The sequence below is a fragment of the Microbispora sp. H10949 genome, from assembly GCF_014161435.1.
Taxonomy (GTDB): domain Bacteria; phylum Actinomycetota; class Actinomycetes; order Streptosporangiales; family Streptosporangiaceae; genus Microbispora; species Microbispora triticiradicis.
Map to the genome: position 1 here is coordinate 277,460 of NZ_JABBWZ010000001.1, position 26,919 is coordinate 304,378.

At 72.3% G+C, this 26,919-nt stretch carries 28 protein-coding genes and 1 riboswitch; of the genes, 8 read left to right on the plus strand and 20 right to left on the minus strand.

The features are described from left to right. Window positions 1-49 precede the first annotated feature (49 nt). The 14 genes from metK to pyrR all read right to left on the minus strand — a co-directional run bounded on the left by metK (window position 50) and on the right by pyrR (window position 14,648). On the minus strand, window positions 50-1,237 hold the full coding sequence (gene metK, locus HHX40_RS01230; RefSeq protein WP_117408575.1) for a methionine adenosyltransferase: 1,188 nt from the start codon (window positions 1,235-1,237) through the stop codon (window positions 50-52). Between the two features lie 193 nt (window positions 1,238-1,430). Beyond that, entirely contained in the window at window positions 1,431-1,799 is a 369-nt protein-coding gene (locus HHX40_RS01235; RefSeq protein ID WP_117408574.1) for a hypothetical protein, read from the minus strand. 93 nt (window positions 1,800-1,892) lie between these two features. Next, a complete protein-coding gene (gene coaBC / locus HHX40_RS01240; protein ID WP_182879097.1) occupies window positions 1,893-3,104 on the minus strand; it encodes a bifunctional phosphopantothenoylcysteine decarboxylase/phosphopantothenate--cysteine ligase CoaBC in 1,212 nt (403 codons plus the stop codon). Window positions 3,105-3,347: 243 nt separating this feature from the next. Continuing rightward, window positions 3,348-3,611 carry a DNA-directed RNA polymerase subunit omega gene (gene rpoZ / locus HHX40_RS01245; RefSeq protein ID WP_117408572.1) on the minus strand — a complete coding sequence of 88 codons (264 nt, stop codon included), beginning with the start codon at window positions 3,609-3,611 and terminating at the stop codon, window positions 3,348-3,350. A gap of 13 nt (window positions 3,612-3,624) precedes the next feature. Beyond that, window positions 3,625-4,170 carry a guanylate kinase gene (gene gmk, locus HHX40_RS01250; RefSeq protein ID WP_244361583.1) on the minus strand — a complete coding sequence of 182 codons (546 nt, stop codon included), beginning with the start codon at window positions 4,168-4,170 and terminating at the stop codon, window positions 3,625-3,627. A gap of 136 nt (window positions 4,171-4,306) precedes the next feature. Beyond that, a complete protein-coding gene (gene mihF, locus HHX40_RS01255; RefSeq protein ID WP_030450375.1) occupies window positions 4,307-4,630 on the minus strand; it encodes an integration host factor, actinobacterial type in 324 nt (107 codons plus the stop codon). Between the two features lie 229 nt (window positions 4,631-4,859). Beyond that, complete coding sequence (pyrF, locus tag HHX40_RS01260; RefSeq protein WP_117408570.1) at window positions 4,860-5,570, minus strand: orotidine-5'-phosphate decarboxylase; 711 nt, start codon at window positions 5,568-5,570, stop codon at window positions 4,860-4,862. Then, complete coding sequence (locus HHX40_RS01265) at window positions 5,567-6,541, minus strand: dihydroorotate dehydrogenase (protein ID WP_117408569.1); 975 nt, start codon at window positions 6,539-6,541, stop codon at window positions 5,567-5,569. Before HHX40_RS01265 ends, pyrF begins: the two co-directional genes overlap by 4 nt. A gap of 21 nt (window positions 6,542-6,562) precedes the next feature. Continuing rightward, window positions 6,563-7,420, minus strand: a complete 858-nt coding sequence (locus HHX40_RS01270; protein ID WP_182879099.1) for a dihydroorotate dehydrogenase electron transfer subunit — start codon at window positions 7,418-7,420, stop codon at window positions 6,563-6,565. A gap of 27 nt (window positions 7,421-7,447) precedes the next feature. After that, window positions 7,448-10,726, minus strand: a complete 3,279-nt coding sequence (gene carB, locus HHX40_RS01275) for a carbamoyl-phosphate synthase large subunit (RefSeq protein WP_117408567.1) — start codon at window positions 10,724-10,726, stop codon at window positions 7,448-7,450. Next, a complete protein-coding gene (carA, locus tag HHX40_RS01280) occupies window positions 10,719-11,834 on the minus strand; it encodes a glutamine-hydrolyzing carbamoyl-phosphate synthase small subunit (RefSeq protein WP_182879100.1) in 1,116 nt (371 codons plus the stop codon). Before carA ends, carB begins: the two co-directional genes overlap by 8 nt. Then, window positions 11,831-13,132 (minus strand): dihydroorotase, encoded by a 1,302-nt coding sequence (locus HHX40_RS01285; protein ID WP_182875745.1) that lies wholly within the window; start codon window positions 13,130-13,132, stop codon window positions 11,831-11,833. Before HHX40_RS01285 ends, carA begins: the two co-directional genes overlap by 4 nt. A 26-nt stretch (window positions 13,133-13,158) precedes the next feature. Continuing rightward, on the minus strand, window positions 13,159-14,094 hold the full coding sequence (locus tag HHX40_RS01290; protein ID WP_117408564.1) for an aspartate carbamoyltransferase catalytic subunit: 936 nt from the start codon (window positions 14,092-14,094) through the stop codon (window positions 13,159-13,161). Then, on the minus strand, window positions 14,091-14,648 hold the full coding sequence (pyrR, locus tag HHX40_RS01295) for a bifunctional pyr operon transcriptional regulator/uracil phosphoribosyltransferase PyrR (RefSeq protein WP_117408563.1): 558 nt from the start codon (window positions 14,646-14,648) through the stop codon (window positions 14,091-14,093). Before pyrR ends, HHX40_RS01290 begins: the two co-directional genes overlap by 4 nt. A 403-nt stretch (window positions 14,649-15,051) precedes the next feature. Between pyrR and HHX40_RS01300 the strand changes: the two genes are divergently transcribed. Beyond that, window positions 15,052-15,546: a transcriptional regulator gene (locus HHX40_RS01300; protein WP_117408562.1), complete on the plus strand. Its 495-nt coding sequence runs from the start codon at window positions 15,052-15,054 to the stop codon at window positions 15,544-15,546. Between the two features lie 117 nt (window positions 15,547-15,663). Further along, a complete protein-coding gene (locus HHX40_RS01305) occupies window positions 15,664-16,908 on the plus strand; it encodes an arginine deiminase (RefSeq protein WP_182879101.1) in 1,245 nt (414 codons plus the stop codon). Window positions 16,909-16,954: 46 nt separating this feature from the next. Here HHX40_RS01305 and HHX40_RS01310 read toward each other — a convergent pair whose 3' ends face one another. Next, window positions 16,955-17,392 (minus strand): SAV_6107 family HEPN domain-containing protein, encoded by a 438-nt coding sequence (locus HHX40_RS01310; RefSeq protein WP_117408560.1) that lies wholly within the window; start codon window positions 17,390-17,392, stop codon window positions 16,955-16,957. Between the two features lie 391 nt (window positions 17,393-17,783). Beyond that, entirely contained in the window at window positions 17,784-18,668 is an 885-nt protein-coding gene (locus HHX40_RS01315) for a L,D-transpeptidase family protein (RefSeq protein WP_259403194.1), read from the minus strand. Window positions 18,669-18,792: 124 nt separating this feature from the next. On the opposite strand from HHX40_RS01315, the gene HHX40_RS01320 reads away from it, so the two are divergent. Continuing rightward, window positions 18,793-19,269, plus strand: a complete 477-nt coding sequence (locus tag HHX40_RS01320; protein WP_138462823.1) for a YbaK/EbsC family protein — start codon at window positions 18,793-18,795, stop codon at window positions 19,267-19,269. 42 nt (window positions 19,270-19,311) lie between these two features. Then, a complete protein-coding gene (locus tag HHX40_RS01325; RefSeq protein ID WP_182879102.1) occupies window positions 19,312-19,884 on the plus strand; it encodes a GNAT family N-acetyltransferase in 573 nt (190 codons plus the stop codon). 16 nt (window positions 19,885-19,900) lie between these two features. On the opposite strand, the gene metF is transcribed toward HHX40_RS01325, so the two are convergent. Continuing rightward, window positions 19,901-20,827 carry a methylenetetrahydrofolate reductase [NAD(P)H] gene (gene metF, locus HHX40_RS01330; protein WP_138462825.1) on the minus strand — a complete coding sequence of 309 codons (927 nt, stop codon included), beginning with the start codon at window positions 20,825-20,827 and terminating at the stop codon, window positions 19,901-19,903. A gap of 165 nt (window positions 20,828-20,992) precedes the next feature. Here metF and HHX40_RS01335 point away from each other — a divergent pair, with 165 nt between their 5' ends. Then, window positions 20,993-22,060, plus strand: coding sequence for a polyprenyl synthetase family protein (locus HHX40_RS01335; RefSeq protein ID WP_182879103.1), 1,068 nt, complete (start codon window positions 20,993-20,995; stop codon window positions 22,058-22,060). Between the two features lie 116 nt (window positions 22,061-22,176). Here HHX40_RS01335 and thiE read toward each other — a convergent pair whose 3' ends face one another. From thiE to HHX40_RS01350, 3 genes are read right to left on the minus strand one after another with little or no spacing between them, the layout of a single operon-like run. Beyond that, a complete protein-coding gene (gene thiE, locus HHX40_RS01340) occupies window positions 22,177-22,827 on the minus strand; it encodes a thiamine phosphate synthase (RefSeq protein WP_244302388.1) in 651 nt (216 codons plus the stop codon). Window positions 22,828-22,855: 28 nt separating this feature from the next. Continuing rightward, window positions 22,856-23,233, minus strand: coding sequence for an Rv2175c family DNA-binding protein (locus HHX40_RS01345; protein ID WP_111700302.1), 378 nt, complete (start codon window positions 23,231-23,233; stop codon window positions 22,856-22,858). Window positions 23,234-23,276: 43 nt separating this feature from the next. Further along, entirely contained in the window at window positions 23,277-24,455 is a 1,179-nt protein-coding gene (locus tag HHX40_RS01350; RefSeq protein ID WP_111700301.1) for an NAD(P)/FAD-dependent oxidoreductase, read from the minus strand. Between the two features lie 171 nt (window positions 24,456-24,626). After that, a riboswitch (TPP riboswitch) is annotated at window positions 24,627-24,738 on the plus strand. Between HHX40_RS01350 and thiO the strand changes: the two genes are divergently transcribed. From thiO to HHX40_RS01365, 3 genes are all read left to right on the plus strand, one after another. After that, window positions 24,727-25,863 (plus strand): glycine oxidase ThiO, encoded by a 1,137-nt coding sequence (gene thiO / locus HHX40_RS01355; protein ID WP_182879104.1) that lies wholly within the window; start codon window positions 24,727-24,729, stop codon window positions 25,861-25,863. It overlaps the preceding riboswitch by 12 nt. After that, window positions 25,860-26,060 (plus strand): sulfur carrier protein ThiS, encoded by a 201-nt coding sequence (gene thiS / locus HHX40_RS01360; protein WP_111700300.1) that lies wholly within the window; start codon window positions 25,860-25,862, stop codon window positions 26,058-26,060. Before thiO ends, thiS begins: the two co-directional genes overlap by 4 nt. Then, window positions 26,057-26,845, plus strand: a complete 789-nt coding sequence (locus HHX40_RS01365) for a thiazole synthase (RefSeq protein WP_138462828.1) — start codon at window positions 26,057-26,059, stop codon at window positions 26,843-26,845. The genes thiS and HHX40_RS01365 overlap by 4 nt, the downstream gene beginning before the upstream one ends. The last annotated feature ends 74 nt before the right edge of the window (window positions 26,846-26,919 follow it).

Here is a 26,919-nt window from a genome sequence, read left to right on the forward strand (position 1 = left end):
CGTGGCCGGGCGTGCCTGTCCGGCGCCGCCGGGGTCCGTCAGGGACGGGTCACAGGCCCGCGGCGGTGCGCAGGGCGTCGGCCCGGTCGGTGGACTCCCAGGAGACGCCCTCACGGCCGAAGTGGCCGTACGCGGCGGTCTCGGAGTAGATCGGGCGCAGCAGGTCGAGGTCGCGGATGATCGCGGCCGGGCGCAGGTCGAACACCTGGAGCACCGCGTCCTGGATCACGTTGACCGGCGCCTTCTCTGTGCCGAACGTCTCGACGAACAGGCCGACCGGCTGCGCCTTGCCGATCGCGTACGCCACCTGGACCTCGCAGCGGTCGGCCAGACCGGCCGCGACGACGTTCTTGGCGACCCAGCGCATCGCGTAGGCGGCCGAACGGTCCACCTTGGACGGGTCCTTGCCGGAGAAGGCGCCGCCGCCGTGGCGGGCCATACCGCCGTACGTGTCGATGATGATCTTGCGGCCGGTGAGCCCGGCGTCGCCCATCGGGCCGCCGATCTCGAAGCGGCCGGTCGGGTTCACCAGCAGGCGGTAGCCCTCGGTCTCGATCTCCAGGTCGGCCAGCACCGGCTCCACGACGTGGTCGCGGATGTCGGGGGCCAGCATCTCCCGCAGGTCGATCTCCGGGGCGTGCTGGGTGGAGACCACCACGGTGTCGAGGCGGACCGGCCGGTCGCCGTCGTACTCGATCGTGACCTGGGTCTTGCCGTCCGGGCGCAGGTAGGGAACGGTCCCGTTCTTGCGGACCTCCGACAGGCGGCGGGCCATCCGGTGCGCGAGCGTGATCGGCAGCGGCATCAGCTCGGGGGTCTCGCGGCAGGCGTAGCCGAACATCAGGCCCTGGTCGCCCGCGCCCTGGCGGTCGAAGTCGTCGGCGCCCTCGCCCTCGCGGTGCTCGTAGGCGTCGTCGACGCCCTGGGCGATGTCCGGCGACTGGGCGCCGATGGACACCGACACGCCGCAGGAGGCGCCGTCGAAGCCCTTGTGGGAGGCGTCGTACCCGATCTCGAGGATCTTCTCCCGGATCAGGGCGGGGATGTCGACGTAGGTCTCCGTCGTCACCTCGCCGGCGACGTGGACCTGGCCAGTGGTGATCAGCGTCTCGACGGCGACCCGGCTCTTCGGGTCGTCCTTGAGCATCGCGTCGAGAATCGCGTCACTGATCTGGTCAGCGATCTTGTCCGGGTGGCCCTCGGTGACCGACTCGGAGGTGAACAGGCGACGGGACAACTCTGGGCTCCTCATGCAGCGGCTGCTGACGTCTGTGAAGGACCGCCGGTAGGGCCTACCGGCGGCCATTCGATGCTCACGCGAGTCTAGCCTCAGGCGATGCGGCGCGGCACAGCCATCCCGGTTCCGGCCACGTCACCGGTTCCCCGACAGGCGGCGGGCAGGACGCGCCCGCCGGGTCCCCGGACGCCCCTCAGAGGTCGGGGAGGGGATCTCTGGGCAGGTCACCCGGGGAGAAGGCCTCGGCGTCCGCCGCCGCGACCACCGCCGCGTACTCGTCGTCGACCTCCAGGGTCATGCCGTCGATCTCGATCCTCGGGCCCGACCCGAACTCGACCGGCCCGAGGCGCGTGCGGCGGGGGTAGCGGGCCCACACCCGCGACGGCTCGTCCCGCGTGAGCATCTTGGTGGACAGCAGCGTGACCGAGCGGTTCGTCACGACGACGAGAAAGCTGATCATGGCAGGAGGAGGCAGGGCCACCGCGGGAAAGACATAGCGGATGTCCTCGCCGGGGCCGAGCATGGCCCGGCAGCGCTCTCTGATCGTGGCGGACACCGGCATGCGATCGCTCCCTCGACGCACCCTGCGGAGGCGGGCACGGACGCCCGCACCGGCACCACGCGAGGTCCGCGAGGGGTCGAGGTCCACGAGGGGTCAGGGGAGACGCCGTACCACCAGGTTCCACACTACGTCGGCGAGATCCTCTTTGGGACCCCTCGGAATCTCCACCGACTCGCCCTCCGCGGTGAGGACGACGGCGGCGTTGTCGGGCGTGCCGAAGGCGAGGTTCTCCCCCACCTGGTTGACCACGAGCAGGTCGCAGCCCTTGCGTTCCAGCTTGGCGCGCCCGTTGGCGAGGACGTCGTCCGTCTCCGCCGCGAAACCCGCGATCACCCGGGGGTACGTCCCGCCTCCGGCCCGGCGGGTCTCCCCCAGCTCAGCCAGGATGTCCGGATTTTTCGTGAGATGAATTGGATCGGGCTCGGCGGCCGACTTCTTGATCTTCGTGCCGCTCTGCCGTACGGGCCGGAAGTCCGCGACGGCGGCGGCCATGACGACGGCGTCGGCGTGCTCCGCCGCGGCCAGGACCGCCTCGCGGAGCTGCGTCGCCGACTCCACCCGCACCACCTTCGCGCCCGCCGGGTCGGGCAGCGCCACGTTCGCCGACACCAGCGTGACCTCCGCGCCCCTGGCGACGGCCGTACGGGCGAGGGCGTATCCCTGCAGCCCCGAGGAGCGGTTGCCGATGAAGCGGACGGGGTCGATCGCCTCACGGGTGCCGCCGGCGGAGACGACGACGTGCCGCCCCGCCAGATCGCCGCTGCGGCCCGCGAGCACGCGCCGGCAGACCTCGAAGATCTCGGCGGGGTCCGGCAGCCGCCCGGGGCCCGTGTCGGCGCCGGTGAGCCTGCCGCTCGCGGGTTCGATCACCACCGCGCCCCGCTCCCGCAGCGTCGCCACGTTGGCGCGCGTGGCGGGGTGCTCCCACATCTCGGTGTGCATCGCGGGCGCGAACACCACCGGGCAGCGCGCCGTGAGCAGTGTGTTCGTGAGGAGGTCGTTCGCCATGCCGTGCGCGGCCCGGGCCAGCACGTCCGCCGTCGCCGGGGCGACGACCACCAGGTCCGCGGACTGCCCGATGCGCACGTGTGGCACCTCGTGCACCGACTCCCACACCTCTGTGGTCACCGGGTTGCCCGACAGCGCGGCCCAGGTCGGCTCGCCGACGAAACGCAGGGCGTCCCTGGTCGGCACGACGCGCACGTCGTGTCCCGACTCCGTGAAGAGGCGCAGCAGCTCGCAGGACTTGTAGACCGCGATGCCCGCGCTGACGCCCAGCACGACTGTGTTTCCCGCTTCACTCATCGGGGCGCTCATACCCGGCGTCTTCCCTCGTCGCTCGTCCCTCGCTCCTCAGTCCAGACCGCCGGCGCGCCCCTCCGGCTCGCTCGGGGGTTTTCCGCGTCGCCCATCGGGGCGCTCATACCCGGCTGGTCGTGCCGGAGGCACGCGAGGAATACAGCCCTCGTCGCTCGTCCCTCGCTCCTCAGTCCAGACCGCCGGCGCGCCCCTCCGGCTCGCTCGGGGTTTCCCGTGGCGGGGCGGGGGTCAGCCCTCGATGGGCTCGGAGGTCAGCAGGCCCTCGGCGACCTCGCGCAGGGCGATGGACAGCGGTTTCTCCTGGGCGTGGGTCTCCACGAGGGGCCCGACGTACTCCAGCAGGCCCTCGCCGAGCTGGGAGTAGTAGGCGTTGATCTGGCGCGCCCGCTTCGCACCCATGATCACAAGGCTGTACTTGCTGTCGACGATGTCGAGGAGCGAGTCGATCGACGGGTTGGTGATGCCTTCCGCGTAGGCGGCGCTGCTTGCCACGTCAGTGATTCCCCTAGCTAGGTGAGTGTCCCAGCAAGGTTATCAGCCGGTGGCACACGTCATCGACGGACGTGTTGACGAGGGTGAGGTCGAACTCCTTCTCCGCCGCCAGCTCGACGCGTCCCGCCTCCAGGCGGCGAGCGATCACGTCGGGAGGCTCGGTGCCGCGGCCGCGCAGCCGCCGCTCCAGCTCCTCCCAGCTCGGCGGGGCCAGGAACACCAGCAGGGCCTCGGGCATGGTCCTGCGCACCTGCCTGGCGCCCTGCAGGTCGATCTCCAGCAGAGTGGGGACGCCCGCCGCCAGCCTCTCCAGCACCGGACGCCTTGGCGTGCCGTACCGGTTGCCGGCGAACTCGGCCCACTCGAGAAGCTCGCCGGAGGCGACGAGCCGGTCGAACTCGTCGTTGCCGGCGAAGAAGTACTCCACGCCGTGCGTCTCCCCCGGACGGGGCTTCCGGGTTGTCACCGAGACCGACAGCCACACCTCCGGGTGGGACCGCCGGAGCTCGGCGACGACCGTGGACTTGCCCACACCCGACGGACCGGACAGGACCGTCAGGCGCGGGCGGGGTGTGAAGTCACCTCCGCGTGCCCGGGACCCGCTGTCGGTCGCCGCCTCATGGGCCCGATCTCCAGCGGACCAGGACGTTTCGGTCACTCCGTACCCCCGTGAACTCGTTCGTACGCCGCCGAGATCAGCTCTCGGCGCCGCCGAACTCGCGCTCAAGGGAGGCGCGCTGGTTGGCGCCGAGACCCCGCACACGGCGGGATTCGGCGATACCAAGGCGCTCCATGAGCTGCTTGGCGCGGACCTTGCCGACGCCAGGGAGCGACTCCAGCAGAGCCGAGACCTTCATCTTGCCGATGACGTCGTCGGTCTGCCCATCCTTCAGCACCTCAGCCAGAGAAACCGCGCCGTGCTTGAGCCGGTTCTTGACCTCGGCACGCTCCTTGCGTGCCTTGGCGGCCTTCTCAAGAGCTGCGGCGCGCTGCTCGGGGGTCAGGGGAGGAAGAGCCACGCCGGGTCACCTCGAATTTCTTGTCGATGTACTCGGACGGGAGGGGAAACTAGCTGGTCTTGGCCGTATCGGCAACGTCAAGAGAGGTTTCTCGGACCATAAAATTGATTTTACTACTTCCGGTATTGGAAAAGTTACTCTGGGTAGATCAAAACCGCCTCAGCAGGCCCGGAACGGATGACGCTTCGTTACGGGCCCGATGAGACGTTCAGGGACTTTCAGGGGGTGCTCACGGGGTGCTCACAGGGCGCACGCGGCGCAGCGCGGCGGCGATCGCGGCGGCGGCGGCGCCGGGGTCGGGCGCCCCGGTGATGGGCCGCCCGATCACGAGGAGGTCGGCCCCCTGGGCGACGGCGTCCTCGGGGGTGGCCACCCTCGCCTGGTCCTGGGTGCCGGCGCCCGCGGGCCGTACGCCGGGGGTGATGAGCGTGATCTCCGGACCGACCTCGGCCCGCACGGCGGCGACCTCCCGGGGCGAGCAGACGAGGGCCTGCGCGCCCGCTCCGACGGCCACGGCGGCCATACGGCGCGCGGCGTCGTCCGGGGGTCCCTGGATGCCCACCTCGCGGAGATCGGCCTCAGAGAGCGACGTCAGGAGCGTCACGGCCGCGATCCGCGTGCCGGGGGACGCCTCGACGGCCGCTCTGACCATGGCGGGACCCCCCGCGGCGTGCACGGTCAGGTAGGTGGGCTTGAGCCGGGCGACGGCCCTGGCGGCCGCGCCCACGGTGTTCGGGATGTCGTGCAGCTTCAGGTCCAGGAAGACCTGCACGCCGCTCGCGCCGCGCACCGAGGCGATCACATCGGGCCCGTACCGCAGGTAAAGTTCCAGTCCCACCTTGACCGTGGAGACGTGCGGGGTGACCAGACCGGCCCAGCGGGCCGCGGTCTCCAGGTCGGGCGCGTCCAGGGCGACGGCGATGGGGGCGGGCGTGGTCAAAGCGAACTCTCCTCCAGATCGGTGCGTGTGCGTGGTTGCGCGCCCGCCGGGCGGTGGGCCAGGCCCACGACGTCGGCGAGGCGGTCGAACCCGCGCGCCTGCAGAAGCTCCTCCAGCTCCCTCAGGACGCGCGGGCAGGCGTAGGGGTCGTGGAACAGGGCCGTGCCCACCGCGACGGCGCAGGCGCCCGCCAGGACGAGCTCAAGGGCGTCCCTGCCGGTCGTGACGCCGCCCATGCCCACGATCGGCACCCCGGGCAGCGCCGCGTGCACCTGCCACACGCAGCGCACCGCCAGGGGCCGTACGGCGGGGCCGGACAGGCCGCCGGTGCCGGCGGCGAGCGCGGGGCGCATCGAGTCCACGTCGATGCTCATCCCGACCGGCGTGTTGATCATCGCGAGGGCGTCGGCGCCGCCGTCCACGCACGCGCGCGCGACCGCGACGACGTCCGCCACGTCCGGCGACAGCTTGGCGATCACGGGCACGTCGTACGGCGTCGCCGCGCGCACCGAGGCCACGACCTCCGCGGCGGCCGAGCCGTCGCGGGCGAACACCCTGCCGCGGTCCTCGACGTTCGGGCAGGACAGGTTGACCTCCACGGCGGTGACGCCGGAGACCCCGGCCAGGCGCCGCGCCAGCGCGGTGTACTCGGTCACGGTGCCGCCGCCGATCGACACGACCGTACGGGCGCCCCGCTCGGCCAGCCAGGGCAGCTCGCGCTCCAGGAACGCCTCGACGCCCGGGCCCTGGAGGCCCACGGCGTTCAGCAGCCCGGAGGGGGTCTCGGCCATCCGCGGCGTCGGCCGCCCCGCGCGCGGGGCCATGGTGATCGACCGGGTGACGAACGCGCCCAGCCGGTGGACGTCGGAGAACTGGGCCAGCTCGCGGCCGGTCCCACCGCAGCCGGAGGCGGTCAGGATCGGGTTGGGCAGTTCCACGTGCGCCAGATAGGTCCGGAGGTCGGCCGTCACCGCCGGCGCCCCCGCCTCGGCTCAGGCATGCCGTCCGCCTGGCGCGCCGAGCGCGTCGAACGGGATCGTTCCGACGTCGTCGAACCGCACGCGCTCGCCCCGGAACACCGGCCCGTCGGCGCAGGCGCGGACCATCCGGGTCACCCCGTCGTCGCCGATGACCGGCACCACGCACGTCATGCAGACGCCGATGCCGCACGCCATCCGCTCCTCCACGGCGACCTGCACCGGGATGCCGAACTCGGCCGCGACCGCGGTGACGCCGCGCAGCGTCTCCATCGGACCGCACGCGTAGACGACGTCGGCCCGCGCGTCGGCGATGACCCCGGGCAGCACGTCCGTCACCCGGCCGCGCATGCCGAGCGAGCCGTCCTCGGTGGTCAGCGTGGTCGTCTCGCCCATCCGGCGGGCCCGCAGCGCGCCGAAGACCCGGTCGGCCGACGGCGCACCGAGCACGAAGTCGACCCGGCAGCCCCGCTGCTGCAGCGCGTCGCCCAGCGCGAACAGCGCCGCCGCGCCGTGCTCGTCGCCCACCAGCACACAGGTGCAGGGGTCGCGGGGCAGCGGGAAGGGCCGGCCCAGCGGGCCGACCAGGTCGAGCGTGTCGCGCACCCTGAGGTCGGCGAGCCAGGCCGTCCCCGCGCCGCGCACGCCGAAGACGAGCTCCACCGTGCCACCGTAGTCCGGCTTCACGTCGTGGACGGTGAAGGCCCGCCGGGTGAGCATCGAGGTGTTCCGGCCGCCCACGGCGACCGTGACGAAGTGGCCGGGCCGGAACCGGTCGGCGATGCCCGGGGCGACGACGGTGAGCGCATGGTAGGCGTCCACCCGGCGCGTCGTCAGCACCGTTCCCGTGACCTGAACCGGACTCCCGGCCACTCAGTCCTCCCTGCTATCGCGGCTCGCTCAGTCTCGCAGCCTCCTGGCGTGTTCCTGGAGGGAACGCACGTCGATGTCGCCCCGGACGAGTTGCTGGATGCCCTGGACCGCGGCGGCCAGGCCCTGGACGGTGGTGATGCAGGCGATGCCGCGGTTGACGGCGGCGGTGCGGATCTCGTAGCCGTCCAGGCGCGGCCCGGACTGGCCGGGGCTGCCGAACGGGGTGTTCACGATGAGGTCCACCTCCCCGTCGAGGATGCGGCGCACGATCGTCGGCTCGCCGCCGGGGCCCGTCCCCTCGCTGTGCTTGCGCACGATCCTGGCACGGACGCCGTTGCGGCGCAGCACCTCCGCGGTGCCCTCCGTGGCGAGGATCTCGAACCCGAGGTCCGCCAGCGCCTTCACCGGGAAGATCGCGGCCCGCTTGTCCTTGTTCGCCACCGAGACGAACGCCCGGCCCTTGGTGGGCAGCGCGCCGTACGCGGCCGACTGCGACTTGGCGTAGGCCGTGCCGAAGAACTCGTCGATGCCCATGACCTCGCCGGTCGAGCGCATCTCCGGCCCGAGGACGGTGTCGACGCCGCGGAACCGGTTGAACGGCAGCACCGCCTCCTTGACCGCGACCGGCGCGTCCAGCGGCAGCGTGCCGCCGTCGTAGCCCTCCGGCAGCATGCCCTCGGCGCGCAGCTCGGCGATCGTGGCGCCCATCGTCAGCCGGGCCGCGGCCTTGGCCAGCGGCACCGCCGTCGCCTTGGACACGAACGGCACCGTACGGCTGGCCCTGGGGTTGGCCTCCAGGACGTACAGCACGTTCGCGGCCAGCGCGTACTGGACGTTCAGCAGGCCGCGCACGCCGACGCCGCGGGCGATGGCCTCGGTGGCGGCGCGGATGCGCTTGACGTCGTAGCCGCCCAGCGTGATCGGGGGCAGCGCGCAGGCCGAGTCGCCGGAGTGGATGCCGGCCTCCTCGATGTGCTCCATGACGCCGCCGAGGTAGAGCTCCTCGCCGTCGAACAGCGCGTCCACGTCGATCTCGATGGCGTCGTCGAGGAACCGGTCGATCAGCACCGGGTGCTCCGAGGCCGCCCTGGCCATGTAGGTCGCGAGCGTGTCCTCGTCGTACACGATGGCCATCCCGGCCCCGCCGAGGACGTACGACGGCCGTACGAGCACGGGGTAGCCGATCTCCTCGGCGACCGCCTTCGCCTCGTCCACGGTCGTCGCGGTGCCGTGCTTGGGCGCGGTCAGCCCGGCCTCGGACAGGACCCGGCCGAACGCCCCGCGGTCCTCGGCGAGGTGGATCGACTCCGGCGAGGTGCCGACCACCGGCACCCCGGCGTCCTTGAGCGCCTGCGCGAGGCCCAGCGGCGTCTGGCCGCCGAGCTGGACGATCACTCCCGCGACCGGCCCGGTCTCCCGCTCGGCGTGCACGACCTCCAGCACGTCCTCCAGCGTGAGCGGCTCGAAGTAGAGCCGGTCGGAGGTGTCGTAGTCGGTCGAGACGGTCTCGGGGTTGCAGTTGACCATGACGGTCTCGTAGCCGGCCTTGGCCAGCTCGAACGACGCGTGGACGCAGGCGTAGTCGAACTCGATGCCCTGGCCGATGCGGTTGGGCCCGCTGCCCAGGATGATCACCTTGGGCCGGTCCCCCACCGGCACCTCGGTCTCCTCGTCGTACGTGGAGTAGAGGTAGGGCGTGCGCGCGGCGAACTCGGCGGCGCAGGTGTCCACGGTGTTGTAGACGGGCCGCAGGCCCAGCTCGTGCCGGGTGGAGCGCACCTCGGCCTCGGCCACGCCGAGGATCTCGGCGATCTGCGCGTCGCTGAAGCCGTGCCGCTTGGCCGTGTCCAGGGTGGGCCGGTCGAGCGCGGTGATCGACCGGGCGACCTCGTCGATCGCGAAGAGCTGGTCGACGAACCACGGGTCGACCGAGGTGGCCTCGTGGACCTGCTCGGGGGTGGCGCCCGCCCTGATCGCCTGCTGCATCGTGCGCAGCCGCCCGTCGTGGGGGCTGCGGCAGGCCTCCAGGAGCGCGTCCAGGTCGCCGGGCTCGCCCGCCCAGGTGAACGACGACCCCTTCTTCTCCATCGACCGCAGCGCCTTCTGCAGCGCCTCGGGGAACGAACGGCCGATCGCCATCGCCTCGCCGACCGACTTCATGTGGGTGGTCAGCGTCTCGTCGGCCCCGGCGAACTTCTCGAACGCGAACCTCGGCACCTTGACCACGATGTAGTCGAGCGACGGCTCGAACGACGCCGGGGTCTCCTTGGTGATGTCGTTGGGGATCTCGTCGAGGGTGTAGCCGATCGCCAGCTTGGCGGCGATCTTGGCGATCGGGAAGCCGGTGGCCTTCGACGCCAGCGCCGACGACCGCGACACGCGCGGGTTCATCTCGATGACGATCATCCGGCCGGTCGCCGGGTCGACCGCGAACTGGATGTTGCAGCCGCCGGTGTCGACGCCGACCTCGCGGATGACAGCGATCGCGACGTCGCGCATGTTCTGGTACTCGCGGTCGGTCAGCGTCAGCGCGGGCGCCACGGTCACGCTGTCGCCGGTGTGGACGCCCATCGGGTCGATGTTCTCGATGGAGCACACGATGACCACGTTGTCGTTGCGGTCGCGCATGACCTCCAGCTCGTACTCCTTCCAGCCGAGGATCGACTCCTCCAGGAGCACCTCGGTGGTCGGGGACGCGTCGAGGCCGGCGCCCGCGATGCGGCGCAGCTCCTCCTCGTCGTGCGCGAAGCCGGACCCGGCGCCGCCCATCGTGAAGCTCGGGCGGACGACGACCGGGTAGCCCAGCTCGTCCGCCGCGCGCAGGCACTCGTCCATCGTGTGGCAGATCGCGCTGCGCGCCGACTCGGCGTTGAGGCCGTGCTCGGCGGCCACCTTCGCGACGATCTCCTTGAACCGCTCGCGGTTCTCCCCCGCCTGGATGGCGTCGATGTCGGCGCCGATCAGCTCGACGCCGTACTTGCCGAGGACTCCCGCCTCGTGCAGCGCCACCGCCGTGTTCAGCGCCGTCTGGCCGCCCAGCGTGGGCAGCAACGCGTCGGGCCGCTCCTTGGCGATGATCTTCTCGACGATGTCCGGCGTGATCGGCTCGACGTAGGTGGCGTCGGCGAACTCGGGGTCCGTCATGATCGTGGCCGGGTTGCTGTTGACCAGGACGACCCGGAAGCCCTCGCTGCGCAGGACCCGGCAGGCCTGGGTGCCCGAGTAGTCGAACTCGCACGCCTGTCCGATGACGATCGGGCCGGAGCCGATCACCATGACGGACCTGATGTCCGTACGCTTAGGCACCCTCGGCCCCCTTCTTCTCCATCAGCTGGCAGAACTCGTCGAACAGGTAGGCCGCGTCGTGCGGGCCGGCCGCCGCCTCGGGGTGGTACTGGACGCTGAACGCGGGACGGTCCAGCAGGCGCAGCCCCTCCACGCAGTCGTCGTTGAGGTTGACGTGGCTGACCTCGGCCGCGCCGTACGGCGTCTCGAAGGGCCCGTCGAGCGGCGCCTGCACGGCGAAGCCGTGGTTGTGCGCGGAGATCTCGACCTTGCCGGTCCTGCGGTCCTGCACCGGCTGGTTCACGCCGCGGTGGCCGTACCGCAGCTTGTAGGTGCCGAGGCCGAGCGCCCGGCCGAGGATCTGGTTGCCGAAGCAGATGCCGAAGAACGGCACGCTCGCGTCCAGCACCTCGCGCAGCGACTCGACCGCGTACCCGGCCGCGGCGGGGTCGCCGGGGCCGTTGGAGAAGAAGACGCCGTCGGGGCCGAGGGCGAGGATGTCGGCGGCGCCGGCGGTGGCGGGCAGCACGTGCACCTCGCAGCCCCGCTCGGCCATCCGCTCCGGGGTCATCGCCTTGATGCCGAGGTCGACCGCGGCGACGGTGAAGCGCTTGCGCCCGCGCGCCGGCACGACGTACGGCTCGGGCGTGCTGACCTCGCGGGCGAGGTCGGCGCCCTCCATGCCGGGCGAGCGCCGCACACGCTCGACCAGCTCGGCGACGTCGCCGCCCTCGCTGAAGACGCCGGCGCGCATCGCGCCGCGCTCGCGCAGGTGGCGGGTGAGGGCCCGGGTGCCGGACATGGCGATGCCGACGACGCCCTGCTCGCGCAGGTAGTCGTCGAGCGTCCGGCGGGAGCGCCAGTTCGACGGGATCCGCGACGGCTCGCGCACCACGTAGCCCGCGACCCAGACGCGGCGGGACTCGGGGTCCTCGTCGTTCACGCCGGTGTTGCCGATGTGGGGGGCGGTCATCGCCACGATCTGGCGGTGGTAGGAGGGGTCGGTGAGGGTCTCCTGGTAGCCGGTCATGCCGGTGTTGAAGACCATCTCGCCGAACGTCTCACCCACGGCGCCGTACGGCGTTCCCTCGAAGACGCGTCCGTCCTCGAGAACCAGCAGGGCTGTCATACGAGCTTCCCTTCGAGAACGGTGGGGCGGCCGCGCAGGAACGTGGCGACCACGCGGCCGGGCAGGGTCATCCCCTCGTACGGGGTGTTCCGGCTCTTCGACGCCATCGCGGTGGGGTCGACGGGCCGCCGGACCGACGGGTCGTACAGGGTGAGGTTGGCGGGCGCGCCGGGCTCGATGGGCCGGCCGTGCCCGGAGAGGCGGCCGATCCTGGCCGGCCGCGCGGACATGCGGTCGGCGACGCCGGCCCAGTCGAGCAGCCCGGTCTCGACCATGGCCTCCTGGACCACCGGCAGGGCGGTCTCCAGGCCGATCATGCCCATCGCCGCCGCGGCCCACTCGGTCTCCTTGTCCTCGACCGGGTGGGGGGCGTGGTCGGTGGCCACGCAGTCGATCGTGCCGTCGGCGAGGGCCTCGCGCAGCGCGCGCACGTCCTCGGCGGTGCGCAGCGGCGGGTTCACCTTGTAGATCGGGTTGTACGGCCCGAGCGGCGAGGTCTCCGCGCAGGAGTCGGTCAGCAGCAGGTGGTGCGGGGTGACCTCGGCGGTCACGTCCCAGCCCTTCGACTTGGCCCACCGGATGATCTCGACGGAGCCCGCGGTGGAGACGTGGCAGACGTGCAGCCGGGAGCCGACGTGCGCGGCGAGCAGGCAGTCGCGGGCGATGATCGCCTCCTCGGCGACGGCCGGCCAGCCGGTCAGGCCGAGCCTGGCCGACACCTCGCCCTCGTTGAGCTGGGCGCCCTCGGTGAGCCGGGGCTCCTGGGCGTGCTGGGCGACCACGCCGTCGAACGCCTTGACGTACTCCAGCGCCCGGCGCATCAGGACCGCGTCCGAGACGCACTTCCCGTCGTCGGAGAAGACCCGGACGCGGGCCGCGGAGTCGGCCATCGCGCCGAGTTCGGCGAGCTGGCGGCCCTCCAGGCCGGAGGTCACCGCGCCGACGGGCTGGACGTCGCAGTGGCCGGACTCCTGGCCGAGCCGCCAGACCTGCTCGACCACCCCGGCGGTGTCGGCCACCGGGGAGGTGTTGGCCATCGCGTGGACGGCGGTGTAGCCGCCGCGCGCCGCGGCCTGGGTGCCGGTCTCGACGGTCTCGGCGTCCTCCCGGCCCGGCTCGCGCAGATGGGTGTGCAGGTCGACGAGGCCGGGCAGGGCGACCAGCCCGGCGGCGTCGATCGTCTGGCCGGCCTCGGCGCCCGCGAGGTCGCCGATCTCGGCCACGACGCCGTCGCGCAGCAGGATGTCGCGCGGGGCGCCGCCCAGGATGCGGGCGCCCCTGATGAGGATGGTGGTCACAGCTCCCTCGTGAAGGTCGTACGCGTTCATTCGGCGCCTCCGATGGCGGGCTCGGAACCGCCGAGCAGCAGGTAGAGGACGGCCATCCGGACCGTGACGCCGTTGCCGACCTGCTCGACGATCGTCGAGCGCGGCGAGTCGGCGACCTCCGCGGAGATCTCCATGCCGCGGTTCATCGGCCCGGGGTGCATGACGATCGCGTCGTCGTGCAGGCGGGCGAAGCGGTCGCGGTCGAGGCCGTAGCGGCGGCTGTACTCCCGGGCCGAGGGGAAGTAGGCCGCGTTCATCCGTTCGAGCTGGACCCGCAGCATCATCACGACGTCCGACTTCGGCAGCACGGCGTCGAGGTCGTACGAGACCTGGCAGGGCCAGCTCTCCACCGCCACCGGCAGCAGGGTGGGCGGCGCGACGAGCGTGACGTCCGCGCCGAGCGTGTGCAGCAGCAGCACGTTCGACCGGGCCACCCGGCTGTGCAGCACGTCGCCGACGATCGAGATCTTCAGACCGTCGAGCCGGCCGAGCCTGCGGCGGATGCTGAACGCGTCGAGCAGCGCCTGCGTGGGGTGCTCGTGGGTGCCGTCGCCGGCGTTGACCACGCTGCCGCGCACCCAGTTGGCCAGGCGGTGCGGCGCGCCCGAGGCGCTGTGCCGGATCACCACGGCGTCGGCGCCCATGGCCTCCAGGGTGAGCGCGGTGTCCTTCAGCGACTCGCCCTTGGACACGCTCGACCCCTTGGCCGAGAAATTGATCACATCGGCCGACAGGCGCTTGGCCGCGGCCTCGAAGGAGATGCGGGTCCGGGTGGAGTCCTCGAAGAAGAGGTTCACCACCGTCCGGCCGCGCAGCGTGGGCAGCTTCTTGATCGACCGCTGCGAGACCCGGGCGAGCTCCTCCGCGGTGTCGAGGATGAGGAGGGCGTCGTCGCGGGTGAGGTCGCCGGTCGAGAGCAGGTGCGGCTTCATCGGTCGTCCCCCTTGATGAGCACGACCGCGTCGCGCCCGTCCGTCTCCTCCAGGAAGACCTTGACCTTCTCGCTCTTGGAGGTCGGCAGGTTCTTGCCGACGTAGTCGGCGCGGATCGGCAGCTCCCGGTGGCCGCGGTCCACCAGCGTGGCGAGCTGGACCGCCCGGGGCCTGCCCACGTCGTTCAGCGCGTCGAGCGCGGCGCGCACCGTACGCCCGGAGAAGAGCACGTCGTCCACGAGGACGACGGTCCTGCCGTCCACGCCGTCCGGGGGCAGCTCGGTGCGGCCGAGCGGGCGCGCCGGACGCAGGCGCAGGTCGTCGCGGTACATCGTGATGTCGATCGCGCCGACGGGGACCTTGATCCCCTCGAACTGCGCGATCCGGCCGGCGATCCGCTGGGCCAGGGTGGCGCCGCGGGTGGGGATGCCGAGCAGGACGACGCTCTCGGCGCCTCTCGTCCGTTCCAGGATCTCGTGCGCGATCCGCGTGAGCGCCCGGTGGATGTCGGGCCCCTCCAGGACGGCACGGGCCTGATTTTGGACATCGGACATGAAAAAGTCACCACCTTTCCCGCCTCACGGGACGGGTCTTAAAAGGGTGTCAGGTCTGCTTAGAGTATCAGGGCCCTCCGCCATCCCCCCTCCCGCCAGGGGTGATGCGCCGGGGAGGCGGCGTACGCCCCCGGTCCCCGGGGGATCGGAAGCCGCATCACATCGGGTGTCGGGGATTTCGGTGAGAGCACTGTTTGGCGCTCTTTTTTCCAATCAGCTTGACCTTTGGGAGTGTCGGCTTTACCGTCACTGTCCGTAACCACAACACGCGACCTTCCTGGGTAAAACCCGACGCAGCGGTCACCGAAGGTGCCGGGGCCGGTGCCAGCCCCGGTGTTCGGAACGCTTGGGACAAGGACGCACAATCAAGTGAGAAGAGACATAGAAAGCCGGGGGCCACACGATGCCGTCTGACTACGCCAAGTCGCTGGGCGCGCGCCTGCGCGCCATCCGGACCCAGCAGGGGCTGTCCCTGCACGGTGTCGAGGAGAAGTCCCGTGGCCGGTGGAAGGCCGTCGTCGTGGGCTCCTATGAGCGGGGCGACCGCGCGGTGACCGTGCAGAAGCTCGCCGAACTCGCGGACTTCTACGGGGTGCCGGTCTCCGAGTTGCTGCCGGGCGGGGCCGCTCCCAGCCCGCTCGCCCCGGCTCCCAAGCTGGTCATCGACCTGGAGCGGCTGTCGCAGCTGCCGAAGGACAAGGCCGGTCCGCTGGCCCGCTACGCGGCCACGATCCAGAGCCAGCGTGGTGACTACAACGGCAAGGTGCTGTCCATCCGGCAGGAGGACCTGCGCTCGCTGGCGGTCATCTACGACAAGTCACCCGTCGAGCTGACCGAGGAGTTCATCAACTGGGGCGTGCTCGACGCCGAGGCCCGCCGCGCCGTCGAGTCCTTCTGACCACTCCTCCCGGCCGTTCCCCCCGACCACCGGGCCGCCGCGGCGGCCCCCCATCGGCCTCCGCACGCCGGGGAGCCGCGTCACGAGTGATTCCTGTCATAGGGGGATAGGCAGGACATGACTTTTTTCGTGGGCTCGGAGGTGGGCAGGCTCCGCCAGGTCCTGGTCGACATCCCCGAACTGGCGCTCAAGCGGCTCACCCCCGGCAACAAGGACGGCCTGCTCTTCGACGACGTGCTCTGGGTGCACCGCGCGCTGGAGGAGCACCGGGAGTGGTGCGAGGTGCTCACGGCGCGCGGCGTCACGGTGCACCACCTCGGCGACCTCCTACGGGAGGCGATCGAGGTGCCCGACGCGCGCAAGCACATCCTCGACGGCAGCGTCGACGAGCACTGGTTCGGCCCGCTGGCCGCCGACGCGATCCGCAACACGCTGGACGCCCTCGACGGAGCCGCGCTCGCGCCGTACCTGACCGGCGGGATCACCAAGCGCGAGATCATGGAACTGGGCTGCGACCCGGGGTCCGTCGTCTTCCACGCGTTCGGCATGGACGACTTCGTCCTCCCGCCGCTGCCCAACCACCTGTTCGCCCGCGACACCTCCTGCTGGGTGTACGGCGGGGTGTCCATCAACGCGATGCGCAAGAAGGCGCGCAGGCGCGAGACCCTCAATTTCGAGGCGGTCTACCGGTGGCACCCGATGTTCGCCGCGGGCTACGGCGACCCGTCCGGCGGGGGGTTCGACGTCTGGTACGACGGCACCCGCATGGCCCCCGCCACCATCGAGGGCGGTGACGTGCTGGTGCTCGGCGACGGCGTCGTGCTCGTCGGGATGAGCGAGCGCACCCAGCCGCAGGCGGTCGAGATGCTGGCGACGAAGCTCTTCCGGGCGGGCGCGGCGACCCGCATCGTGGCGCTCGACCTCCCCAAGACCCGCGCGTTCATGCACCTCGACACCGTGATGACCAACGTCGACGTGGGGGTGTTCACCAAGTACGCCGGGCTTGGCATGCTGCCGTCGTACACGGTGGAGCCGGGCGACACCGACAAGGAGCTGAAGGTCACCGACCATCCGCCCGAGGACATGCACCGGGCCATCGCGCAGGCCCTCGGCCTGGACGACATCAAGGTCCTCACGCCGACGCAGGATGTGCACGCGGCCGAGCGCGAGCAGTGGGACGACGGCTGCAACGTGCTGGCCCTGGAGCCGGGAGTGGTCGTCGCCTACGAGCGCAACACCACGACCAACAACTACCTGCGCAGACACGGCATCGAGGTCATCCCGATCCGGGGCAGCGAGCTCGGCCGCGGACGCGGCGGGCCCCGCTGCATGAGCTGCCCTCTGGAGCGCGATCCCGTCTGAGGCCGCACCCGGCCGCCGGCGGGCCGTGGGCGCCCTTGCAGCGCCGTCAGCCTGCCATGGGGAGGGTGGGGCGGCCGGGCAGGCCGAGGATCGACTCGACCTCGCCGACGAACCGGTCCGCTTCCGCTATGATCTCGTCTGCGTCGTTCTGAGTGACGGCCCGGACCATTCCGGCCTCGACCGCCGCTCGCTTGGTCGCGCTCATCGCGAAGTAGGCCGCCCAGTCCGCGAGCTTCGGCTCGACCTCGGGAAGCAGTTCCCAGGCGCTGCGCAGCCGCCGCCTGCGTCCGTCCATCGGACGGGGACGCGCGGCGAGGATCCCGGCGGCCGCGCGCAGCGCCGCGAGATGGGCCGACACGTAGCGGTCCGCGGGCGTGGGCCCGACGGTCGCGTCGGCGAGGCATGCCCTGGCGTCCGCGAGACGCGCCAGGACCGCCTGCGGAAGCCGGGGCCCGGTCCGCTGATCGCCGTTCTCTTCAGTCATGCCCGCCTCCTTGAGTCGTGGCATCCGGCGAAGGCCGCCGGTGACTTCACAGTCGCAGACAGCACCGACAATTTCGATCTGCCGCGTAATCCCGGGCACCACCGGGATCACGCGGCTTTCTCACGCTCCCGTGGGCGGCCGGACGAGGAGCTTCCCCTCTCCCCGTCCGGCCCACGCCGCGGGCCGTGCCGCATCCGTCTCCGCCGACGACGTAGGCACGGATCCGACGGTGTGGGCGCAGGCCGCGAGTCCTGCGCCCACTCCATCGAACATAGATTCGACCATGCCCGCTGTCAAGGATGTCAACGAACAAGGGTTCGAGGACTGGCGGGGGCCCGTACGACGAAGGGCCCCGCGCGAACACCTCGCGCGGGGCCCTCCGATCCGCTGGCTACCGCCGGAAAGCACCTCTGACGTGCACGGGAACTCCCTTGCCGAGCATGCCAGGAAGGATCCCGGCGACGTTCATCGGCAGCCGTACACAGCCGTGCGACGCCGGATAGAGCGGCACCGACAGCGCGCCGTGGAGGGCGATCCCGCCGTTGAAGAAGATCGGGTTGTAGAGCTGCCCCAGGTAGGACCGGTGCCAGCCCCTGGCCCGCCACGTGGTCTTGTAGTCGCCGGTCGGCGTGCGGGCACTGCCGGAGAAGACCTGCCTCTTGCCGTTCCACACGGCGTACTCGGTGTAGGGAATACCGCTGCCGCTGGAGATGTGACTGATCAGCACCGGGACGCCGGAACGATACAGAACCATCACCTGTTTGGTCAGGTCCACCTCGACCCGGGTGGCCTTGCCGCGGGGCACGAGGACCCGGGGCGCGCGGGGGTTCTCCAGCGCCCTCCAGGTGCGGGCGGCGACCGTGCTGGTCGGCTTGATCCCCTGCACCTTCTGGAACGCCCAGACCGCCGTCAGCGTGGCCCCGCCGTACCGGCCGTCGGCGCTGCCGGGCACGTAGCCGAGCTCCTTGAGGCGGGCCTGCAGCGCCTTCACGGCGGCGCCCTTCGCCCCGAGCCTGAGCGTCTTGCCCGGCGCCTCGAACGGCGGGTATCCGGCCCGTCCCGGCAGGGCTCCCCGCGCTCCGGCCACCCGCGTCGCGACCGTCCGCGCGCCGGACACCGGCGCCGCGCCGGCGAGGCCGGCCGTCGCGTACGTCACGGCTCCCGCCGGAACGGCTGCGCCGGCCCGCGCCGGGCCGGCGACCCCGGCCGTCGCGAACGCCACGGCCCCCATCGCGACGAGCATGGCCGCGGCCGGTCGCCGTCGACCTCTCATCATGACCAACCCCTCATAAGCCTGATTCCTAACAAAGGACTCACCTTACGGTCCGATTGCGAGCCGTGTGATCACAAGTGGCGATAATCGGCCGCGTCTGTCCTGGCAATCCGTTTAGAGTGGCCGGGTGCCGGAAAAGTTGCATCCGAACGTCGCCCGAGTCGAGCAGGCCCTGCGGGAGCGGCAGGTGACCGGTGAGGTCGTCGTGCTGGACGACGCCGCGCCGACGGCCGCCACGGCGGCGGCCCAGCTCGGCTGCGAGATCGGCGCGATCGCCAACAGCCTGATCTTCGACGCGGACGGCGCGCCGCTGCTGGTGCTGACCAGCGGCGCCCATCGCGTGAACACCGACCTGATCGCACGGCTCGTCGGAGCGGCCAAGGTGCGCAGGGCGACGCCGGAGTTCGTCCGGGAGCACACCGGGCAGCCCATCGGCGGCGTGGCCCCGGTCGGGCATCCGGCGCCCGTGCGGACGCTCGTGGACACCTGGCTGGGCAAGCACGAGGTCGTGTGGGCCGCCGCCGGGCATCCGCACTCGGTCTTCCCGACCTCCTTCGACGAGCTCGTACGGATCACCGGGGGCACCCCCGCCGAGGTCGAATGACGTCCGCGACCGGCCTGGCGGCGCTTTGCTAGTGTGCGACGCGTGATCCGACTGCGCCGGGTGGGGCCCGACACGTTCAGGGCGGTGCTGGACACCGTGCTGGAGATCTACACGGACGCCATGCGGCCGCCGTCGGACCAGCTCGCGGGCCGCATGGCGATCATGCGCAACCACGCCGGTTATCCCGACTTCGCCTGCGTCCTCGCCGAGGACCCGCAGGGCCCCGGCATCGCCGGCTTCGCGTACGGCTTCCACGGCGGCCCCGGCCAGTGGTGGCACGACGTCGTCCGCGGCGGCCTGCAGGACCGGGCGGGGCCGGTGGTGGCCGACGAGTGGTTCGGCGACGCCCTGGAGATCGCCGAGATCCACGTACGCCCCGGGTACCAGGGCAAAGGCGTCGGGCGGCGCATGATCCACGCGCTGTGCGAGGGCCGCCCGGAGCGAACCGCCGTGCTGTCCACGCACGACGCCCCCACGGTGGCCCGCCATCTCTACCGCGACGTGGGCTTCGCCGACCTGATGACCCGGTTCGTCTTCCCGGGCGGCTACGAGGAGTACGTCATCGCGGGGGTGCGGCTGCCGTTGCCCGGCCCCGCGCCGCTCGCGAAGGACTGATACGCGGGCAGGCGGGTCAGCCGGCGACGGCGGGCACGCCGTGCAGCGCCTGGAACACCTCGCGGGTCGCGCTCGACCGGTTGAAGGTGATGAAGTGGATGCCGGGGGCGCCCTCGTCGAGGAGCGTCCGGCACATCTCGGCGGCGTGCTCGATGCCCAGGCGGCGGACCGCCACCGGATCGTCGGCGACGGCCGCGAACCGCTCGGCCACCTCCGGCGGGAACGGCGCGCCGGACAGCTGCTCGGACCGGGCGATCGTGCTCATCTGCGTCACGGGCATGACGCCCGGGATGATCGGCGTGTCGCACCCCTGGGCCGCCACGCGGTCGCGCAGCCGCAGGTAGTCCTCCGCGCGGAAGAACATCTGGGTGATCGCGTAGTCGGCGCCGGCCCGGCACTTCTGCACGAAGTATCTCGTGTCCGACTCGACCGTGGCCGACCTCGGGTGCTTGTACGGGAAGGCCGCCACGCCCACGCAGAAGTCGCCCGCCTGGCGGATCAGCCGCACCAGGTCCTCGGCGTACAGGACGCCCTCGGGGTGCCTGACCCATTCGTCCATCGGGTCGCCGCCGCGCGGGTCGCCGCGTACGGCGAGGATGTTGCGCACCCCGGCGTCGGCGAACCGGCCGACGAGGTGGCGCAGCTCACGGATCGAGTGGTCGACGGCGGTGAAGTGGGCGACGGGCGTGAGCGTCGTCTCGTGGGCCAGCCGCTCGACGATGTCCACGGTGCGGTCGCGGGTCGAGCCGCCGGCGCCGTAGGTGACGGAGACGAACGTCGGCCGCAGCGCCTCCAGTTCGCGGATCGCGCGCCACAGCTGGCGCTCCCCCTCGTCGGTCTTCGGCGGGAAGAACTCGAACGAGAACGAGCGCTCGCCCGCGGCCAGCAGTTCGCGGACCGTCGGGACGCGATCGGGAAGCCGCGAGGGCAGACCGAGAGCCATACGGGAAAGATTACAGCGCGGGCCGGTCCCCGGCCTCGCGGTCTTGCCATGTGGACCGGCCGCATGTAGTGGTCACCCGGACGTTTTGCCCTAACAGCGCGAGCTGACCAATTTAGAGGGGATCTGCGCTGTGATGTCGGGATCTGGCCCGGTTACTCTCTGAGCATGACCACTTCCGCCGCCTCGCTCGACCACATCCGTACGGAGGTGGACCGCGTTCTCCGGGAGTTCCTCGACCGGCAGCGCCCACACTTCGAGGACCCGCATCTGGCCGTCCTGCTGTCCGCCGCGGAGGACTTCCTCGCCGGTGGCAAGCGGCTGCGTCCCGCCTTCTGCCACTGGGGGTGGCGCGCCGCCGGGGGCGGCGACGAGCCGGGACTGCACTTCGCCGCCGCGTCGCTGGAGCTGCTCCAGGCCAGCGCGCTGATCCACGACGACGTCATGGACGCGAGCGACGTACGCCGCGGCATGCCCTCGGCGCACCGGCGCTTCGAACGCCTGCACGCGGACGCGGGCTGGCACGGGTCGGCGCGGCAGTTCGGCGAGGGCTCGGCCGTGCTGCTGGGCAACCTGCTGCTGGTGTGGTCCGGCGAGATGTGGCGCGGCAGCGGCCTGGACCCCCGGGCGATGGCCGCCGCCCAGCCCCTGCACGACTACATGCTCACCGAGCTGATGTGCGGGCAGTACCTCGACCTGCTGGAGCAGGCGCAGGGCGAGAGCACCTTCGACAGCGCCCTGCGGGTGGCCCTTTACAAGAGCGGTAAATATTCCGTCGAGCAGCCGCTGCGGCTCGGGCTGGTCCTCGCCGCCCAGGCCCGGCACTCCTGGATCGACCGCCTGTGCGTGCAGTACGGCCAGCGGGTGGGCATCGCCTTCCAGCTCCGCGACGACATCCTCGGCGTGTTCGGCGACCCGGCAGAGACCGGCAAGCCCGCCGGGGACGACCTGCGCGAGGGCAAGCGGACCGTGCTCATCGCGCGGGCCCTCGCCGGGGCCACCCCCGCCCAGCAGGATGTCGTACGGACCCTGCTGGGCGACCCCGGGCTCGACGCCGACGGGGTCGCGCGGCTGCGCACGGTGATCGAGGAGACCGGCGCGCTGACGGACTGCGAAGACATGATCAAGCGTTATCTGGACGAGGCGCTGCACGCCCTCGAACAGGCGCCGATCGAGGAGGACGCCCGCGCCGCGCTGGCCGCCCTGGCCGTCGCCGCCACCTCCCGCCGCACCTGACGACGCCCCTGCCCGGGATCGCCGGCACCCGAGTCGCCGTGCCGGGCGATTCCGCGCGCCCGGGGCCCGGCGACCTCCGGGCCCGGCCCGCGTCGCCGTTCAGGCGGCGGGCCGGCTCACAGCGGGACGGCCGACAGGCGCGCCTTGAGAGCCGAGGCGGCGGCACCGGGGTCCTCTGCCTCGGTGACGGCCCTGACGACCACCACACGGCGCACGCCGTGCGCCATCACCTCGTCGAGGTTCTCCGGGCCGATGCCGCCGATGCCGAACCACGGCCGGTCGGAGCCCAGGCCCGCCGCGTGCTCCAGCAACGCGGGACCGGGCGCCGGGCGGCCCGGCTTGGTCGGCGTGGGCCACACCGGCCCGCAGCAGAAGTAGTCCACGCCCGGTTCCGTCGCGGCGGCCGACGCCTCGGCCGCCGAGTGGGTCGACCTGCCGACGAGCACGCCGGGACCCAGGATCTCCCGGGCCACGGAGACCGGGAGGTCGTCCTGGCCGAGGTGCAGGATGTCCGGCCGGGCGGCGTACGCGACGTCCGCCCGGTCGTTCACCGCCAGCAGCGCGCCGTGCCGGTCGCAGGCCGCGCGGAACACCTCCAGCAGGTCCAGCTCCTCGCGGGCCTCCAGGCCCTTCTCCCGCAACTGGACGATGTCCACGCCGCCGGCCAGGACCGCGTCGAGGAAGTCCTCCAGGTCGCCGCGGTCCCTCCTGCCGTCGGTGCAGAGGTAGAGCCTGGCCTGCGCGAGCCGTCGCCGGGTGTCGTTCACCCGACCAACAATGCCATGCGGCGGACGGTCAGAAGCCCAGCGCCTGGGCCCTGCGCTTGACCTCGGTGTGCCGGCCCTTGACGATCGCGTCGATCGGCGCACCCGGCAGCGAGTCGTCCGGGGTGAACAGCCAGCGGATCGACTCCACCTCGTCGTACCCGGCGTCGGCCAGGACGGTCAGCGTGCCGGGCAGGCCCTTGAGCACCTCGCCGTGGGCGACGAACACCGACGGGATCTGCGGCTGGCCGCCTCCGCTCCGCCGGGCGCCGACGAGCTTCTTGTCCTTAAGGAGTTGCTTGGTGCGGCCGATGCTGAGCCCCAGCTTCTCGGCCGCCTGCGAGAGGGGGAGCCACTCCCCTACGAGCTGGTCGGTCTCCCGGTCGATCTGCGCAACAGTAAGCGTCACGGAACCACCATTACCACATGCGAGCCGCCGGGAAACACCTCGATTACGTCATAATGCAGTCGCGGAGCGGCACGGCCGGATCGGCCACCCGCCGGGGGTCGAGCCTCCGGCCGCCCTCCACCAGGCGGCGGCCCTGCACCACGTCGCGTGGCAGGTCCACGGTGAACACCGCGGCGAGCCGGTCCTCGGGGGTCAGCCAGCACACCGCCCACTTCCCGTCCGCGCGCGGGTCGCCGCGCAGCAGCACCCGGTCGTCCGCGGTCGGGTGGCCGGCGAACTGCAGCATGTGGTCGAACTGCTCCGACCAGAAGTACGGCACCGGGTCGTAGACCGCCTCCTCGCCCAGCAGCGTGGCGGCGGCCGTGTCGGGGGCCTGGAGCGCGGTGTCCCAGTGCTCGACCCGCAGCCGCGTGCCGAACCTGCGCGACCACCAGTTGGCGCAGTCGCCCACCGCGACCACGTTCGGCAGCGACGTGCGCAGGTGCTCGTCGACGACCACGCCGTCGTCGAGCCGTACGGCCGAGCCCTTGAGCCATTCGACGGAGGGGCGCACCCCGACGCCGGTGACCACGACGTCGGCGGGCACCCGCGCGCCGGACATGAGCGTGAGCCCGTCGGCGTCCACCGTGCCGACCATCGCGCCGAGGCGCAGCTCGACGCCGGCCCGGGCGTACCAGCCGATCGTATGGCAGCCGACCGCGGGGCCGACCGCGGCGGCGAGCGGGCTCTCCCCCGCCTCCACCACCGTCACCGCGCACCCCGCCCGGGCCGCCGCGGTCGCGACCTCGGCGCCGATCCAGCCGGCGCCGATGACGGCCACGCGGGCGCCGGGCACCAGCAGCTCGCGCAGCGCGAGCGCGTCGTCGATCGTGCGCAGCACGTGCTGGTGGCCCTCTCCCCGCAGCCGGATCGGGGCCGCGCCGGTGGCGATGACCAGGCCGTCGTACTCCAGCTCGCCCTCGGTCGTCTCCAGCACGCCGTTCCGCAGGCCCTTGGCGGCCGTGCCGAGGCACAGCCGCACGTCCATGGCGTCGAGGTCGGAGTCGACCACGGTGGAGTCGGCGTCGCCGAGCAGCACCGCCTTCGACAGCGGCGGGCGGTCATAGGGGCGATGGTGTTCCTCGCCGATGAGCGTGATGCGCCCGGTGAACCCCCGGGACCTCAGCGCCTCGATGCTTCGCACGCCGGCCAGGCCGGCACCCACCACCACGACGTGATCCACGCCTTGACCATAGATTGTCAACGGGGGGACTGGCCAACCGGCTCCCCATAACGAGTTGGGCAAGGAGCGCGCACATCTCCGGCAGCCCCGGTTGTGAGCCACGTCACGCCCGCCCGGGCGGGCGCCGAACCGGGCGATCCGCCGGTATCGGCCACGTACTACGCTGTTGGGCGTAAGACGCGCGGGAGCCCGGCGGACCGGGCTGAGAGGAGAGCGTACGGCTCTCGACCGCCCACCACCTGATCCGGGTAATGCCGGCGAAGGGAGCGCGGTGTCCTCCACACGGCCCTCCGGAATCGAGCCCGGCCACGACGTCGTGATCGTGGGAGGCGGCGTGGCGGGCCTCGCCGTCGCCTGGCGCACGGCGCGGCGCGGACTGTCGGTGGCCGTGGTGGACCCCGCGCCGGGAGGCGGCGCCACCCACGCCGCCGCCGGGATGCTCGCGCCGGTCAGCGAGGTGACCTACACGGAGGAGCCGCTGCTGCGGCTCGGGCTGGCGTCGCTGGCTGCCTGGCCGGCGTTCCGGGCGGAGCTGGAGGACGAGTCCGGCGCCGAGCTCGACTACCGCACCGAGGGCACGCTGGAGGTCGCCCGCGGCGCGGACGACATGGCCTTCCTCGACGACCTCGCGGCCTTCGAGCGCACGCTCGGCCTGCGGGTCGAACGCCTGACCGGGCGCGAGTGCCGTTCCTTCGAGCCGATGCTGTCCCCCTCGGTGCGCGGCGGGCTGCTGGCCCGCGACGACGCCTGGGTCAACCCCCGCAGGGTCGTGCGCGCGCTGCTGACCGCGTTCGAGAAGGCGGGCGGCACGCTGGTGGCCGAGCGCGCCGCCGGGATCGTCCTTCCCGGCCGGGGCTCCCCGTCGGTGCGGCTGGAGTCCGGCGGGACCGTCCCGGCCGGCCGGGTCGTGGTGGCCGCCGGCTCGTGGTCGGCCTCCCTGCTCCCCGGCCTGCCCGTACGGCCGGTCAAGGGGCAGATCCTCCGGCTCCGGGGTCCCAAGGGGTTCCTCACCCGGTGCGTACGGGGGCTGGTGCACGGTTCTCCCGCCTACCTCGTCCCCCGGGGCGACGGAGAGATCACTTTGGGCGCCACCTCCGAGGAGCTGGGATACGACGCGCGGGTCACCGCCGGCGGGGTGTACGAGCTGCTGCGCGACGCCCGCGAACTGGTGCCCGGCCTCACCGAGCTCGAACTGGCCGAGACGGCCGTCGGGTTCCGCCCGGGGACCCCGGACAACCTTCCGCTCGTCGGCCCCGCCGGCCACCCCGGCGTCCTCGCGGCGACCGGGCACGGCCGGAACGGCGTGCTGCTGGCCCCGATCACCGCCGAGGCCGTCGCCGCCCTCCTCACCGGCGGCGCGGTGCCGGAGGCCGCCCTGTCCTGCGACCCAGGGAGATTCCGCGAATGAAGGTCACGATCAACGGAGACCCGGCCGAGCTGCCGGAGGGGGCGACGGTGGGCGACGCCGTACGGATCCTCACGGCGCTCACGTCCGGCGTCGCGGTGGCGGTCAACGGCGAGGTGGTGAGCCGCAGTGCCTGGGACTCCACCCAGGTGGAGGACGGCGACGGCGTCGAGGTGCTCACCGCGGTGCAGGGAGGATGACAGGAATGACGGAACAGGACGCGTCCGGCGACGTCTTCGTGCTCGGCGGGGAGAAGTTCGCCTCGCGCCTGATCATGGGGACCGGCGGCGCGCCGTCGCTGGAGGTGCTCGACCAGGCTCTGGAGGCGTCCGGCACCGAGCTGACGACCGTCGCGATGCGCAGGCTGGACCCGGCCGCCCGCGGCTCGGTGCTCGACCTGCTGCGGGCGAGGAACATCAAGGTGCTGCCGAACACGGCCGGCTGCTTCACGGCCGGCGAGGCCGTGCTGACCGCCCGGCTGGCCCGCGAGGCGCTGGAGACGAACTGGGTCAAGCTGGAGGTCATCGCCGACGAGCGGACCCTGCTGCCCGATCCGATCGAGACCTTCGACGCGGCGGAACGGCTGGTCGCCGACGGCTTCGTCGTGCTGCCGTACATCGGCGACGACCCCGCGCTGGCACGGCGGCTGGAGGACGCCGGGTGCGCGGCGGTGATGCCGCTCGGCGCCCCGATCGGCTCGGGCCTCGGCATCCGCAACCCGCACAGCATCGAGCTGATCGCCGAGGCCGCCACGGTGCCGGTGATCCTCGACGCCGGGATCGGCACGGCCAGCGACGCGGCGCTCGCGATGGAGCTGGGCTGCGACGCCGTGCTGCTCGCCAGCGCCGTCACGCGGGCGCACCGGCCCGGCCTCATGGCCGCCGCCATGCGGCAGGCGGTCACGGCCGGACGGCTCGCCCGCCTGGCCGGGCGCATCCCCCGCCGCCGCTACGCCGAGGCGTCCTCCCCCTCTCGCCCCGCCTGACCGCACCGGCCCCGGCGTCCTTCCGGTTCGGACGCCGGGTAAGGCGGGTTTTAGGATGGAGAACGGCTTTCCGG

Bases quoted from the DNA above. Each gene is read 5' to 3' on its own strand.
- HHX40_RS01315 (WP_259403194.1), bottom strand. From the start codon at position 18,668: ATGATGAGAGGTCGACGGCGACCGGCCGCGGCCATGCTCGTCGCGATG.
- HHX40_RS01335 (WP_182879103.1), top strand. From the start codon at position 20,993: ATGACCACTTCCGCCGCCTCGCTCGACCACATCCGTACGGAGGTGGAC.
- HHX40_RS01300 (WP_117408562.1), top strand. From the start codon at position 15,052: ATGCCGTCTGACTACGCCAAGTCGCTGGGCGCGCGCCTGCGCGCCATC.
- metF (WP_138462825.1), bottom strand. From the start codon at position 20,827: ATGGCTCTCGGTCTGCCCTCGCGGCTTCCCGATCGCGTCCCGACGGTC.
- HHX40_RS01365 (WP_138462828.1), top strand. From the start codon at position 26,057: ATGACAGGAATGACGGAACAGGACGCGTCCGGCGACGTCTTCGTGCTC.
- HHX40_RS01290 (WP_117408564.1), bottom strand. From the start codon at position 14,094: ATGAAGCCGCACCTGCTCTCGACCGGCGACCTCACCCGCGACGACGCC.
- HHX40_RS01305 (WP_182879101.1), top strand. From the start codon at position 15,664: ATGACTTTTTTCGTGGGCTCGGAGGTGGGCAGGCTCCGCCAGGTCCTG.
- HHX40_RS01235 (WP_117408574.1), bottom strand. From the start codon at position 1,799: ATGCCGGTGTCCGCCACGATCAGAGAGCGCTGCCGGGCCATGCTCGGC.
- thiS (WP_111700300.1), top strand. From the start codon at position 25,860: ATGAAGGTCACGATCAACGGAGACCCGGCCGAGCTGCCGGAGGGGGCG.
- coaBC (WP_182879097.1), bottom strand. From the start codon at position 3,104: ATGAGTGAAGCGGGAAACACAGTCGTGCTGGGCGTCAGCGCGGGCATC.
- carA (WP_182879100.1), bottom strand. From the start codon at position 11,834: ATGACAGCCCTGCTGGTTCTCGAGGACGGACGCGTCTTCGAGGGAACG.
- pyrR (WP_117408563.1), bottom strand. From the start codon at position 14,648: ATGTCCGATGTCCAAAATCAGGCCCGTGCCGTCCTGGAGGGGCCCGAC.
- HHX40_RS01310 (WP_117408560.1), bottom strand. From the start codon at position 17,392: ATGACTGAAGAGAACGGCGATCAGCGGACCGGGCCCCGGCTTCCGCAG.